A 14,034-nucleotide genomic window follows, 5' to 3' on the forward strand; every position below is an offset into this window, starting at 1 on the left:
TTCGTTACATGAAAAACAATTTAGCCATTTTTGAAAACTTTAAGATTCGTCGCTTATACGATGAGAAGGCCGAAGTTTGGTATTTTTCTGTCGTCGATATTATTCAGGTGCTCATCCAACAACCTGACTACCAGACAGCCAGAAAATACTGGAATAAACTCAAAGAGCGGCTCAAGAAAGAAGGAAGTCAGTCGGTGACAAATTGTCACCGACTGAAATTGGAGGCCGCTGACGGGAAGAAATATCTAACAGATGTGGCAAATCCTCAAACATTACTAAGACTTATTCAATCCGTTCCCAGCCCAAAAGCCGAATCGATCAAGCTCTGGCTTGCCAAGGTGGGGTATGAACGCCTGCAAGAAATGGCCGACCCTGCCCGTTCGCTTGATCGTGCCCGCGAGACATGGCGTAAACATGGGCGTAGTGAAAAGTGGATCCAACAAAGAATGATGGGTCAGGAGACGCGCAATAAACTCACCGATTATTGGAAAGATCACGGCATTCAAGAAGGCAATGAATTCGCCATCCTCACCAATATCATTCATCAGGAATGGAGCGGGGTTTCTATCAAAGAGCACAAAGATATCAAAGGACTCAAAACACAAAATCTTCGCGATCATATGAGTGAAGCCGAACTGATCTTTACTGCCTTGGCTAAACTATCCACCCGACAAATCGCCGAAACGGATGATTCAACCGGCATGGATGAAAACAAAGTAGCTGGCGTCAAAGGCGGGCGCATTGCCAAAAAAGCGCGCTTGGAGCTTGAGGCAAAGACGGGTCGCAAAGTGGTGACATCAGGGAACTATCTGCTACCCGCAAAAGCGGCGCGGCATGGATGAACTTCAAATCCTTCATCGCCCGCCGCTACCTCTCCACAAAAAATAAACCGCTTTTTATCATGCTGCTCACCTGGATCAGTATTGTCGGCATGTCCGTCTCCGTCTTCGCGCTCATTTTTGTACTTGCGATCATGGCCGGTTTTGAAAAGGACTTTCATAAACGGATTATCGGGATGAAATCTCCCCTCACGGTGATGGGGGGTTCGGGTGAGGATTGGGACGGGCTCGTCTCTGAAATGAGGAGGCGTGAACCGCGTGTTACCGCGGCGATCCCTTTTGTTGAGGGGGAGGCGATCCTTCAGACGGGAGAAGGGACGGCGGCGGGTGTTCGTGTACGGGCGATTAAGGGGGTTCTCGATCTGAAACGTCTGCAGGAATTGAGTTCTACGGACCCTCTTCAGGAGGGGGAGGTCTGGATCGGTCGGGAGTTATCCTACTCGCTCGCGATTGACCCCGATTTTGAGGATGAGGTCCGGCTCCTCTTTCCGTTGGGCGATATCGGTCCCACCGGAGAGATTCTCCCAAGAACAAGGTCGGTTCTTGTGACCGGTCTTTTTCGTTCCGGTTTCTACGAATACGACAGTAAATATCTCCTCGCGACTTATGAAGAGGCCACCCGCCTTTTTGGGGAATATGGTCGCTACGGCCTGGAGGTCTGGCTTGATAATATTCGTGACAGTGAGCAGGTTCGCCAGTCTCTCTTGTCCTGGGTTGATCCCGGTAAGTTTACACTCTTAAGCTGGGAGGAGCAGAATCCGAAGCTCTTTGCTGCCTTGAAACTTGAGAAGATCGGCATGACCCTTCTGCTATCCGTTCTCCTCGTGATTGCCGCCTGCACGATTTTCGGACTTATTTCACTAACGATCATTGAGAAGATGCGCGATGTGGCGATTCTTCATGCCTTGGGGTTGAATCGGCGCCGTCTCCAGGCGATTTTTCTGACCAAGGCGATACTGATCGGCCTCCTGGGGAGTTTTTTGGGCGGAGGGTTGGCAATCGCCACAATCACACTGCTCCACAAATACCCCCTCCGTCTTCCAACGACCTATTATGTGGAATATCTTCCCCTTCAGATGAATCTTCCGGTGGTGGTCCTTATTCTTTTGGCGGCCCCCTTGGTGGCGCTGCTCACCTCTTTTTATCCTTCACAACAGATACGCCGCTATTCGCTCGAGGAGTTGCTTCGTTATGAATAGTTTTTTTCTCACCCGGCTTCTGGCGAGGCGTCTTCTCCAGTCAAAAAAGTCTGATGTGTTATTTTCGATGACAAGTTGGGTTGCGGTATTGAGTATGGCACTCGGTGTTGCGGCCCTTTTTATCTCTCTCTCGGTCACGACCGGATTTCAAAAGGTTTATAAGGAGGCGATGTTGCGGTTCAATTCCCATCTCGTTCTGACAAAGGCGGGCGAGATCGAGAACCCTGAAAATCTGGAAGAAAAGTTTCCTGCCACGTTTCGGAACGAGATTGTCGGGATCAACCCTTTTCTCTACCGGGAAGGGATGGTCGTCTCAGGAGACTCGCTCCGGGGTGTCGTGATCAAGGGAGTGCCGCTCGAAAACTTTCAAAAACTTTCACACATGGAGATGATCATTCGTGAGCCTTCCCTGATTGTCGGGAGCGGATGGCTTCCTTTTGTTAAAAATGACGAGGTTCGCATCCTGTTCCCTCACGATAACCGCGAAGAGACCGTCAAGAAATTCCGGATCGGGGGCTCTTTTGAATCCGGCTTGTATGAATACGATTCTTCATTTGCCTTTTTGCCCCTTGAGGAGGCGCAGAATGATTTTGGTGTCGGCCGACGGGTCTCGGGCATCGAGATCTGGCTGAAGCAGGCTGATCGAGCCGATTACTGGAAGAAGGAGTTGCAGCCGGTTTTTGATTTTCCCTATGTCCTGATGAGCTGGCGTGACATCAATGAAAATCTCTTTCGTGCCCTTGATTTTGAGAAAAGGGTCTTCTTTATCCTCATGCTTGTCTTGACCATGGTCGCCTCGTTGAACCTGCTGGCCTCTCTTATCATGTTTTTGTTGCAAAGCCGGCGGCAGATCGCCTTGCTGCGATGCCTCGGTTTCAGCTGGTCCCGGATCAAAAAAATCTTTCTTTTAGATGCCCTTCTGATAGGTTCCGCCGGTTTGAGTTTGGGGCTTCTTTTGTCGGTGACTTCGTTGTGGTTGATACAAAAATGGTCGCTGATCCCTTTGGCCAAGGAGATTTATTTTGTGGAGACAGTCCCGGTTCAGTTTTCTTTCATCAACTTTTTACTCGTGGCGGGGTCTGCCATCGGCATTGTTCTTTTGGGATCTCTGCTGACCTTGGGAGGGCTCCGTCGTTTGCCGATTCTGTCAGCCCTTGTTGAAAAATAACGAATCACTATGTCACTACTGATCGAAGCAAAAGGGATTCATAAGGTTTATCGGGGACAAGCACTTGAAACCGCGGTCTTGAAAGGGGTTGACCTGCAGATCGCCCGCGGTTCTCTCACACTCATTACGGGGGCCTCAGGGTCGGGCAAGAGTACCCTCCTTCATATTTTAGGTTCTCTGGACCGACCAACCGCCGGGAAGATTTATTTAAACGAAAGGGATCTTTATGAAGAGGGGGATGAGGCTCTAGCGCAACTGCGCAATCAGGAGATCGGCTTTGTCTTTCAGGCCTACCACCTCTTGCCCGATATGACGGCCCTGGAGAACGTCATGATCCCGTTGCTCATTCGAGGCCGATCCTCTCAAGAGAGCCGTCTGCAATCGGAAAAAGTTCTGGATCGGGTCGGGCTGGCCCATCGTTTTAATCATCGTCCCTCCCAGCTTTCAGGTGGAGAACAGCAGAGGGTTGCGATTGCGCGCGCTGTTGTCGGTTCACCGTCACTTCTTTTTGCCGATGAGCCGACCGGGAACCTCGATCGGCGAAGTGGCGAACAGGTGCTGGAGCTTCTCCTGGAGTTGCAAGCAAAAGAGGGGATGGCTCTCGTGATGGTGACCCATAATGAGGAGATTTCTCAGAAATTTTCGATCCGTTACCTGCTCAAGGATGGTCTGTTGGGGAAGAGTAAAGGATAAAAGAGGATGAAAGGTCTTCGAAACAGTTTTATTCTCTTGTTGATCGGGGCTTCCTTCCCCCTTCAGGCGGAACCGATGATCACCTCCATCAAGGTGGAGGGGAATCAGGCGGTTGAAACGCGATCAGTCCTCTCCACCATTGAATCTCGTGTTGGCTCCTCCTTTTCCCGTGCGAAGGTGCGGCAGGATATCGAGGCGCTTTTCCAGATGGGGAGCTTTGAGGATATCCGGGTTGAAAAAAAAGACGGCTCCAACGGCGTGCAATTGATCTTCAAGGTTGTGGAGAAGACCAAGATCACAAAAATTATTTTTGAGGGGAATAAAAAGATCCGGGAAGAGAAGCTTCGCGAACTGGTTGATTTAAAGGCCTACAGCTCTTTTGATGCGGCACAGCTCAACACGGCAGTCCGGAAGATCCGCGAGCATTATCAGGAAGAGGGATATCACCTTGCCGAGATCCTCACGGAATACCGTAAGGATCCGGAGAGCGAGGGTCGACAGCTTGTCTTCAAGATTCGTGAGAATGCCTCGATTCGTGTCAAGCGGGTTCATTTTATCGGCAACAAGGCGTTTTCGGACGTTAAGCTCCGGAAACTTTTAAAGAGTCAGGAGAAGGGGCGCTGGTCCTGGCTCACCTCGAGCGGTAAGTATAAGGAGGAGTTGATCCACCGGGACATCGCCTTCCTGACCTATCACTATCAGAACCATGGGTATCTGAAGGTTCGTGTGACGGCCCCTCAGGTCGCCATTTCACAGGACCGGAAGTGGCTCACCCTGACCTTTCACATTGAGGAGGGGCATCCCTACAAGATCGCCTCGGTCGATATCCAGGGGGAGATCCTCACAACGCGCGAGGAGATGATGAGTGGGCTTAAGACAAAACCGGGCCAGCTCTATTCACGCGAAAAACTGGAGGAGGATCTGCAGAGGTTTTCCCTCCTTTATGGAGACCAGGGGTATGCCTATGCCGCGATCAATCCGGCAATCGTGCCGAATGATGAGGCACGAACCGCTGACATCACGTTTGTGATCGACAAAGGAAAACAGGTCTTCATTGAAAAGATCAATATCTCCGGCAATTCGCTGACGCGCGATAAGGTGATCCGTCGCGAATTGCAGATCAAGGAGAACACCCTTTATAGTGAAAGCGGGATGCGGGAATCCCAGCGGCGTGTGGAGGCGCTTGGATTCTTTGAAGAGGTTAACTTTGCGACGCCTCGCGGTTCAACGGACGAATTAATTGTCGTTAATGTCACCGTGAAAGAGAAGCCAACCGGCACCTTCACGATTGGTGCCGGATTCTCCTCGGCAGAAAATTTCATTTTTAACGCCTCCATCGCCAAAAATAACTTTTTCGGTTTTGGTATCAGCGGCCAACTGGCGTCCGAACTCTCCTCCCGAAGACAACTCTTCCTGCTTTCCGTGGAGGATCCTTACTTTCTCGATTCTCCCTGGATCCTTGGAATTTCCGGATTCCGGACCGTGAACGTTTTTGAAGACTTTGATCGTGAGTCATTCGGTGGATCGCTGACATTCGGACGGCGTGTCTTTGACTACTCGACCTTCCGTTTCATTTATCAGCTTGAGGATGTTGATATTGGAGACCTCCGGACGACTGTTCCGGCCCGGTTTACCTCGAATCTCTCCGGACTCACCTCGAGCGCCACATTGTCCCTCCAACGCGATACGCGGAACAACCGGATCTTCCCTTCCAAGGGGATGTTTCAGTCGCTCTCCAGCGAGTTTGCAGGACTGGGCGGGGATACGCGTTTTGTCCGGGTGGTAGAAAACTTTCGATACTATATCCCCATCGGCAAATACATTGTCGGAAAGACAAATTTCTCGATCGGTAATATGGCGACCTTGGAGTCCTCGGCCACGATTCCTCTCTTTGAGCGGTTCTTTATGGGGGGGATCAACTCACTGCGTGGCTACACGTTGCGATCGATCGGTCCTTCTGAGCCGGTCACGAATACGACGACCGGGGCCCAGACCGACTTCATTTTCGGCGGGAACAAGATGCTCCAGATGAATCTGGAGCTCGAACTGCCGCTTTATCCGCAGGCCGGTTTCAAGGCGGTTACCTTTTTTGATACCGGCCAGACGTTTGCGGAGGAGGAACAGTTTGGGATTAACAACCTCCGCTCCGATTACGGTTTTGGATTCCGCTGGAACTCGCCGCTCGGTCCCCTCCGTTTTGAGTGGGGGATCCCGATCAACCGTCAGCCGAATGAAGGTTCGGTCGTCTTCAATTTTGCTATCGGGTCGTTCTTCTAGGGGGCTCATGTCGCCCCCTCCACCCCGCCTTGGAAACGGCGGGGATGGAGCCTCCCCCTCAACGCCCCTTGAGGGCTGGGACTGAGTTTCATTTAGGGGCTCACGTCGCCCCCTCCACATTTAATCTCATATTTAATCACAACTCTTCGGCGGTTTTGGCGAACTCTGAGCTGTCATGAGAATCCCCCTTTTAAGGCTCTTGAGACCGTTACTCGCCTCTCCGGAATCGGCCCCAGAGGTCGCTGGGGTTGTGGCGCAATCGGCCTCCCGGGTCGTTGATCTCCTCGAACGAGGGGCGTTGCACCTTCTGGAACGTTCGGAGATTTTCAGGCTTAATTTCCCTCTTCCCCATCCTGTCCAGCTTGCGGAGGGGATTGCGGTGCGCGCCCTCCGTCTGAACGGCATTGCGATGTGGCGAACCGCCGAAAGATCTCCAGAGCAGACCGCGCTTCTTATGTCTGTTTTAAAGAAAGTCCTCCAAACGGATCATCCTGTCGTTGTTTTCGATCTGGATGACACCCTGTTCAGTACGCTGTTCCGGCATGTCGCTGTCTTGAGGGAATACGGGAGGCTCCATAATGTTCCCCTCATGACTCTGATCGGACCGGAGCATTTGACCTCCTGGGATCTGAACAAGGTGCTCATTAATAATCTTGGCATGGAGCCGGTCTGGGTGAAGACCCATATGCCGGCGATCCGCGCGTTTTGGAACGAGCGTTTTTTCTCCGACAGGTATCTTGCCTATGATGTCCCGTTGGCGGGGGCGGCAAAATATGTCCAGCAACTGCGCGATGCGGGGGCCCATATTGTTTACCTTTCGGGACGTCACGAATGGGAGATGAAGGAGGGGACGCTTAGCGCCTTAAGCCGTCATCACTTTCCGATGCCGGATGGTGACGAGGTGACCCTCGTTCTCAAACCGCAATCTTTTGATTACACAAAACCCGGCATGTCTGATGTTGACAGAATCGAGGCTCAAACGCGGTCCGATATTGATTTTAAAAAATGGGCGGTTGGATTGATCCAGCGCCTGGGAAAGGTTGTCGCCTGCGTTGATAACGAGCCGGGCAACATCAACATGATGCGGGCCGCCTTTTTCCCGGAGGGGGGCGGGTATGCGATTCGTCCGAGAACCGGGGCGGGAAAGAATGTTCCACTCGATCCGGGGGTTTTGCTGATCAACGGTTTTTTGTATTAATTAGCTGAATACTTTGCAACCGGGTAGCTTCCGAAAGTCATTGTCGAGGGTAATCAGTTCGGCATCATAGGTTTGGGCTGTTGCATAAATAATCGCATCGGCCATTCCCAGTTGATGCTCTGATCCAAGCTTGGCTGCATACAAGGCTAAATCTTCATCCAATGGAACAACCTGTTCGTTCTCCATCTGGGTCACAAAAAAAAGGGCCTTTTCATCCCCAATGGTACGGCTCAAACACCGATAGACTTCATAGAGAACAGCGCTGGGGACTAAAATCCCCTCAGGCGCCTTGGAGAAATAAGAGGCAATAAGACCCGCCTTAGGGTTATCAAGAAAGTAGGTAATCCATGCGGAAGAATCGACAAGAATCATACTAAAGGAGTTCATATCCCACTATACATTGGAAAAGAAAAATGAAGCATATTCTCCTTAGTACTGTCAGGTCTTATGAATAGAGATTAATGAACTGACTTGTAAGGGGCGATCCGATTTGTCTCTCAAACCTTCCAGCGTCACCCCGCTCCCTTTGAGCATCCCCCGTAATTTTTTTAAGGGAACGGTCGGAATCAAATGGATAATCCCCCCCCTTTCATAAACAATCAACTTTTGGCCGGGCTTCACCTGCAGCCTTTCTCGAACCACTTTCGGGATTACAACCTGATATTTGGGTGAAACTGAGGTGTACGTCATAATTATAATTTATCCTACCATTGTGTTATCGATCTGTCAAACGTAATACATATTGGTGATCCTCGACTTTTCGGATAGTTCTGACTCGATCTGCGAAATTCTGGTGGCTAAACCTTAATTCCGCACCAAAAAGATAAGGGAATCTCCTCCCAGGTTTGATTTCTCTCGCCCGTAGCCGATTTTCGGCTAAAAATCATTCACTCAATCGTACTCCAAAAGAGTACGTTTTTTTCTGCTAAGAAGCACCTTTTAATACCCGAGATCGATAACAGATTTGAAAGTCAATTGCGGAATTTTGGGAAAGAAAAAGAGGCATCAAGGAGGTGTTTTATGGCTGAGGCCCAATCAATAAAAAACGGTCGTGAAAATTTCTGGTGGGGGCCCGCTGGGGGTGTTGTCGGGGGTCTCGTCGGTAGTCTGGCGATCAGTGTCCTGGAGAACCCCAGTAGGCGCGGTAGATATAGATGGGGATTTGGTCTTGAGGAAATAATTTTGGGGGGAGTTTTTGGTATCACCACGGTTGCGACCAATCTCTTGTTCAGGAAGGTGAGTGACTTTATCAATTCGAACAAAGAGGGTAATGACCTCCCACTTGCCCTGCAAGCGGCGATTGCGATCCCCCTCCAGCTCGTTGTCACTTCGGTATCGCTCCTCCTGTTTGGGATGGCAGTGGCGTATAACAGGCGTCAGCCATTTGGTGCCAATCTGAGAGATTCTTTTCGTTCGATAATGGATGAACGTGCCAATTTCGCCTTGATCAGCGTGGCATGGGGAGCCGGTATGCTGGTTGGCTCCGACCTCGGCCGGTGGGTGGAGAAGAAATAGAGAGTAATTGGTATGTTAAGGACAAGGGAGAGAATGAGGTCGAGCGATTGTTGGGCCCGACTCGTTAAAGCATTTCAACTTTTAGCGGATACGACTGTACCCGCTAAAAAGTTAGAAATACTTATGGTTTATCAACAAAAATGTACTAACCGAAAGCTGATCAACCATAATTAAGATCGATACTGTTTTCGCTCTTCACGTTTCTTTAAACGATTTTTCTGTCTCTGCTCTGCCTCGCGGTATCTTCTTTTCTCTTTATCGGTTTCGGCAAGAATGGGTGGCACCTCGATTGGTTTTCTTTTTTCATCGAGTGCCACGAAGGTGAGGTAGGCCGAGGCGGTATGGCGACGTTCGCCCGTTAGAGGGTTTTCTGATTCGACCTTTACTCCGATTTCCAGTGAGGTTTTGTGTGTGTAATTGACCGAGGCGTGGAGAATGACGATGTCTCCTGCACGGACGGGTGCCAAAAAATGGAGGTCGTCGATCGCGGCCGTTACACAAACCTGTCGTGTATGTCGTTCCGCACAGATGGCGGCTGCAAGATCGATCCAGGCCATCACCTGTCCGCCGAAAATCGTGCCGAGCGAGTTGATATGGGCCGGCTGAACGATGTGGGTTACTTCAATCTGGGATTCTTTGACGGGTTTAGGTTGCATAGGTGTTCCTTGATCTCCTTTTCATGGCCATTCTCACTCGGATCATAGTATTTTTTCCCCCTCAACTTCTCCGGTAAATATTCCTCTTTGACGTAGTGCCCTTCATAATGGTGAGGGTATCTGTATCCCTTTCCATAATCGAGCTCTTTCATCAATTTTGTCGGTGCATTACGAATATGTTTCGGTGTTGGAAGCGCCCCCTCTTTCTCAACATCCTCTTTTGCCTTTTTATACGCCATGTAACTCGCATTACTTTTGGGTGCGGAGGCGAGGTAGGTTGCCGCCTGTGCGAGTGGTATCCATCCCTCGGGCATTCCGACAAAATCGAATGCCTGCATTGCAGAGATTGCCACCTGGATCGCCTGTGGATCGGCGTTACCCACATCTTCAGAGGCGAAAATTACCATGCGTCGCGCGAGAAAAAGCGGCTCCTCTCCCGCCTCCAGCATTCGGGCGAGGTAGTAGATGGCGGCATCCGGATCGGAGCCTCGCATCGATTTAATGAAGGCCGAGATCAGATTATAATGCTCCTCGCCGGATTTGTCATAGAGAAGACTCTTCTTCTGAAGCGCTTGTTCGACATCAATACGTCGAATCATGGCGCCTGAGGAAGGCGTTGTGATGAGGCTCGTTGCTATCTCCAGCGTATTGAGTGCCCTCCGCGCATCCCCATCCGAGGTCTCGCAGATAAAGCTCAAGGCGTCCTCATCGATTTTAAAATTCATTTTTCCAAATCCTCGCTTTACGTCCTGCAATGCTCGTTGGACAATCATTTTAAGGTCCTCGAGAGAGAGGGGATTCAAGACATAAACCTTGGTTCGTGAGAGGAGAGGTCCAATCACCTCAAAGGACGGGTTTTCCGTGGTCGCGCCAATCAGTGTGATTGTTCCATCCTCCAGATGGTGGAGAAGGGCGTCCTGCTGGGCCTTGTTCCAGCGATGGATCTCATCGACGAAGAGGATTGTCTTTTTCCCCTCAAGACGACGGTGCCTCGTGGCGATCTCAAGAATCTCCTTGAGCTCCTTGACCCCCGCCATCACGGCGGAAATGGAGTAGAAGGCCGCTTTGGTTTCTTGGGCAATGACCCGGGCAATCGTCGTTTTACCGGAGCCAGGGGGTCCCCAGAGGATGAGTGAGGGGAGATGGTCGCCCTTGATTTGTCGCCTGAGAGGTTTCTCATTTCCCAAAATCGATTCCTGTCCCACAATTTCATCAAGAGAGACAGGTCGCATCCGGTCGGCCAGAGGGGATTCCAATTCTTTTTGTTTTTGTGATGGAAAGAGTGTGAAGAGCTCCGACATGGAGGTGGATGGTACTGTCTTTTTGGCAGAGTTTCCATAGACTTTTTCGAGTCTGGATGGTACCCGCCACTCTGTGGATCCAATCGCTTATCTTGAGCAACAGGCTTCCCTGTTAAAAGTGGATGGCTATGAGTTTTATCGAACGAGAAGTCGTCAACTTCAAATCGAAGCGAAGGGAGGAGATGTTGAGTCATCAGAAGAGGCGGTCTCTCATGGTTTGGCGATCCGCTTGATTCGTCAGGGACGAGTTGGATTTGCCTCAACGTCCTATGAGTCGCCTGCCTCTCTTGAGAAGGCCCTTCAACTTGCTTACAACACGCTGGATCTTGTGCAGGAAGAGGTTGGGGTCCGGTTTGCCAATGAAAAAAACAGGAACTCTTTTTCGCCGGTGTTTGACCAGAGTTTAAGAGAACGCCCTTTTCAGGAGAAGGCGAGGTTGGCCTTGGCGCTTGAAAAGGAGGCAAGGGATTTTGATCGCCGAATCTGTCGTCTTCGGAGTGTCTGTTACGAGGAGGTTGAGGAAGAGGTTGAACTGAAAACCTCCTTTCAGTTTGAGGGGAGTTATCGAAGAACCCTCTGTGAACTCTCGCTGATGGTGGTTGCCGAAGAGGGGGGAGAGTCCGAAACCGCCTGGGAAAGTGATTTTTCTCCCTCCTTTGACCGATTGGATCCATCGGTGCCTGCACGTCGGGCTGCGGAAAAGGCGGTCTCGCTCTTGGGGGCAAAACCGGTTTCGAGCCGACGTTGCCCTGCGTTGCTGGAACCCTCCGTGGCAGCCTCTTTTTTGAGCGTTCTTGCCTCCTCTTTTATGGGGGACCAGGTGATGAGGGGGAGATCGATCTTGAAAGATCAAGTTGGTAAAGATATTTATTCTACGAAGGTCAGTTTGTTGGACGACGGAAGGATGGTAGACGGATACCTCAGTCTCCCCTTTGATGGGGAGGGGAGCCCGACGAAAAAAAATAATTTGATCAAAGAGGGGCGTTTGGTTGGTTTTTTGCATGATCAACAGTCATCGAATCGAATGGGAGCTGAATTGACGGGTAATGGAATAAGACCTTCCTATAAAGAGAAGCCTCGCGTCGGTGTCTCCAATTTTTTTCTTGAACCAGGTCAGAAACCGGTTTCAGAATTGATGCATCAGATGGAAAACGGTTTCTGGATTACGGACCTTATTGGTTTGCATACCGCCAATGCTGTCAGCGGGGATTTCTCATTAGGAGCGACCGGTTTTTGGGTGGAGAATGGGAAGAAAAATCATCCGGTACGTGGGGTTGCTGTTTCGGGGAATTTGCACACCATTTTTAAAAGGGTAGTTGAGGTTGGGTCGGATCTTAAGTTTTTTCACTCTTTTGGTTGTCCGTCGCTCTTGATTTCTGATATTGATCTGGGTGGGGTTTAGAGAATTATGAAAATCGTCAGCTTCGGCAAAAGCGATGTGGGCAAGAAGAGAGAGAAGAATGAGGATAGCTTTCTTGTTGATGAGTCGATCGGCTTGTACGTTGTAGCGGACGGGATGGGGGGGCATCTGGGAGGTGAATATGCCAGCAAGATTGCCGTGAAGACGATTCAAGAGATCTTGCGGAAATTTCGGGATGAACCAGAGGCGATGATGGCGGAGGGACATTCAAAGGCGGGGGATCCTGTTTTGGAGCTGAAGCAGGCGATCCGGATTGCGTCACAACGAATTTATAAAGAGGCGATCCGCGAGCCAAACCTCCGGGGGATGGGAACCACGGTTGTGGCACTTCTCATTAGGGATCAGAAAGGATATCTGGCCAACGTCGGTGACAGCCGGGGCTATTTAATCCGCAATCCTGAAATCCAGCAACTGACAGTCGATCACTCCCTCGTTAGTGAACAGTTACAGGCCGGTTTTATCACTTTGGAAGAGGTAAAGCATCACCGACTCAAAAACATTATCACACGCTCTGTTGGTTTTCAGGAGGATGTGGAGACGGATCTGGTGGTTCGTGAATTGGAGGAGGGGGACCAGTTTCTTCTCTGTTCGGATGGATTGACGAACCTGGTTCCCGATGACGAAATCCAAAAATTAGTTAGCAAAGGGAAGTCATCGAATCCGAAATCGGCTTGCGAAAAACTGATCCAGTTAGCGAATCAGAGGGGCGGGGATGATAATGTCACTACTGTTATTGTTTCGGTCCAACCCTAAAGAGCACCTCGAAAAACCAGTAATAATCTTGACACCCTTCCAGCCCACTGTTAAATCGCGCTAACGTGCCAGTTTATGGCGTTTTTTAAATAATGAAGACGAAACTTCCCATCCATAAAGCGAAACACTTCAGTTTTTTTATTGTTCCTGAGGACCATAGAAAAGTGATGAGATTTCGGCTGTCCAATTCAAACATTTTTATTGTTGGTTTCTTTTTTGTCGTAAGTCTTTTGACTACCGTTTTGAGTACGGCCGGTCTTCTTCATTATCGGTCGCTCTATCAGAAATTGGAGGGGGTTCGACTCGCGCAGGGAGAGTTTGCGAGGGAGCGTTCAGAGATTCTGAATGAGCTCAAAAGCCTGGAGTCGATTGTTCAATCAGCCGAAAAATATGCCAACAACCTTGCCGGGATGGTTGGCATTGAGAGGCCTGAGCTCCGAAAGGGTGTTGGGCCGATCAAGGAGTTGACGCGGGATATTAATGATTTTGTTCTGCCGGTTGACTTCGATGGACTTGGTCAGGAGATCGGCCGCCTTGAGGGACGAGCCAAGGCGATTGATTATCGCCTCCAAGAGTTGAGCAAGACTCAGGAAGAGAAGCTTCTTTATATTGCCTCCCGTCCTTCGATCTGGCCTGTGAAGGGATGGGTCACGAGCGAGTTTGGTTACCGTCATTCACCGGTTGGATCGGGGCATGTTTTTCATAAGGGGATTGATATTGGTTCTCAGTGGGGCTCAACCGTTGTGGCCCCTGCGGCGGGAATTGTCCGGTATTCTGGTTTCAAAGGTGCTTTGGGGAGGGCGGTCATCCTGGATCATGGCTATGGGGTTCATTCCTATTATGGGCATGCCTCAAAACTTTTGGTCCAAAACGGGTCTCTCGTCAAACGGGGGACGCCGATTGCCCAGGTCGGGAGCAGTGGCCATTCCACCGGTCCGCATCTTCATTATGAAATTCATGTTGATGGGGTGCCTGTTGACCCGATGCAGTACATCATTCAGTAAACTTGCCAAAA

At 50.3% G+C, this 14,034-nt stretch carries 14 protein-coding genes; 10 read left to right on the forward strand and 4 right to left on the reverse strand.

The genetic code is table 11. The annotated features are described in order from the left end of the window. The first annotated feature begins 8 nt into the window (after positions 1 to 8). From HYT77_01080 to HYT77_01105, 6 genes are all read left to right on the forward strand, one after another. On the forward strand, positions 9 to 842 hold the full coding sequence (locus tag HYT77_01080) for a Bro-N domain-containing protein (GenBank protein MBI2066591.1): 834 nt from the start codon (positions 9 to 11) through the stop codon (positions 840 to 842). Continuing rightward, positions 839 to 2,038, forward strand: a complete 1,200-nt coding sequence (locus tag HYT77_01085; GenBank protein ID MBI2066592.1) for an ABC transporter permease — start codon at positions 839 to 841, stop codon at positions 2,036 to 2,038. The genes HYT77_01080 and HYT77_01085 overlap by 4 nt, the downstream gene beginning before the upstream one ends. Beyond that, entirely contained in the window at positions 2,031 to 3,206 is a 1,176-nt protein-coding gene (locus HYT77_01090) for an ABC transporter permease (GenBank protein MBI2066593.1), read from the forward strand. The genes HYT77_01085 and HYT77_01090 overlap by 8 nt, the downstream gene beginning before the upstream one ends. 9 nt (positions 3,207 to 3,215) lie before the next feature. After that, entirely contained in the window at positions 3,216 to 3,899 is a 684-nt protein-coding gene (locus HYT77_01095; GenBank protein ID MBI2066594.1) for an ABC transporter ATP-binding protein, read from the forward strand. 6 nt (positions 3,900 to 3,905) lie between these two features. Next, entirely contained in the window at positions 3,906 to 6,176 is a 2,271-nt protein-coding gene (bamA, locus tag HYT77_01100) for an outer membrane protein assembly factor BamA (protein MBI2066595.1), read from the forward strand. 175 nt (positions 6,177 to 6,351) lie between these two features. Beyond that, positions 6,352 to 7,374, forward strand: coding sequence for a hypothetical protein (locus HYT77_01105; protein ID MBI2066596.1), 1,023 nt, complete (start codon positions 6,352 to 6,354; stop codon positions 7,372 to 7,374). On the opposite strand, the gene HYT77_01110 is transcribed toward HYT77_01105, so the two are convergent. Further along, complete coding sequence (locus HYT77_01110; protein MBI2066597.1) at positions 7,375 to 7,761, reverse strand: type II toxin-antitoxin system VapC family toxin; 387 nt, start codon at positions 7,759 to 7,761, stop codon at positions 7,375 to 7,377. A gap of 51 nt (positions 7,762 to 7,812) precedes the next feature. Further along, complete coding sequence (locus tag HYT77_01115) at positions 7,813 to 8,064, reverse strand: AbrB/MazE/SpoVT family DNA-binding domain-containing protein (protein ID MBI2066598.1); 252 nt, start codon at positions 8,062 to 8,064, stop codon at positions 7,813 to 7,815. A gap of 330 nt (positions 8,065 to 8,394) precedes the next feature. On the opposite strand from HYT77_01115, the gene HYT77_01120 reads away from it, so the two are divergent. Then, entirely contained in the window at positions 8,395 to 8,889 is a 495-nt protein-coding gene (locus tag HYT77_01120; GenBank protein ID MBI2066599.1) for a hypothetical protein, read from the forward strand. 170 nt (positions 8,890 to 9,059) lie between these two features. On the opposite strand, the gene HYT77_01125 is transcribed toward HYT77_01120, so the two are convergent. Next, positions 9,060 to 9,545 carry an acyl-CoA thioesterase gene (locus tag HYT77_01125; GenBank protein ID MBI2066600.1) on the reverse strand — a complete coding sequence of 162 codons (486 nt, stop codon included), beginning with the start codon at positions 9,543 to 9,545 and terminating at the stop codon, positions 9,060 to 9,062. After that, entirely contained in the window at positions 9,506 to 10,846 is a 1,341-nt protein-coding gene (locus HYT77_01130; protein MBI2066601.1) for a replication-associated recombination protein A, read from the reverse strand. Before HYT77_01130 ends, HYT77_01125 begins: the two co-directional genes overlap by 40 nt. Positions 10,847 to 10,919: 73 nt before the next feature. Here HYT77_01130 and HYT77_01135 point away from each other — a divergent pair, with 73 nt between their 5' ends. From HYT77_01135 to HYT77_01145, 3 genes are all read left to right on the forward strand, one after another. Next, positions 10,920 to 12,248 (forward strand): TldD/PmbA family protein, encoded by a 1,329-nt coding sequence (locus HYT77_01135; GenBank protein MBI2066602.1) that lies wholly within the window; start codon positions 10,920 to 10,922, stop codon positions 12,246 to 12,248. 6 nt (positions 12,249 to 12,254) lie between these two features. Next, positions 12,255 to 13,019, forward strand: coding sequence for a Stp1/IreP family PP2C-type Ser/Thr phosphatase (locus HYT77_01140; GenBank protein ID MBI2066603.1), 765 nt, complete (start codon positions 12,255 to 12,257; stop codon positions 13,017 to 13,019). A 164-nt stretch (positions 13,020 to 13,183) separates the two neighbouring features. Then, positions 13,184 to 14,023 (forward strand): M23 family metallopeptidase, encoded by an 840-nt coding sequence (locus HYT77_01145; GenBank protein ID MBI2066604.1) that lies wholly within the window; start codon positions 13,184 to 13,186, stop codon positions 14,021 to 14,023. The last annotated feature ends 11 nt before the right edge of the window (positions 14,024 to 14,034 follow it).

This window comes from Deltaproteobacteria bacterium (genome assembly GCA_016180855.1).
Classification (GTDB): Bacteria; UBA10199; UBA10199; order JACPAL01; family JACPAL01; genus JACPAL01.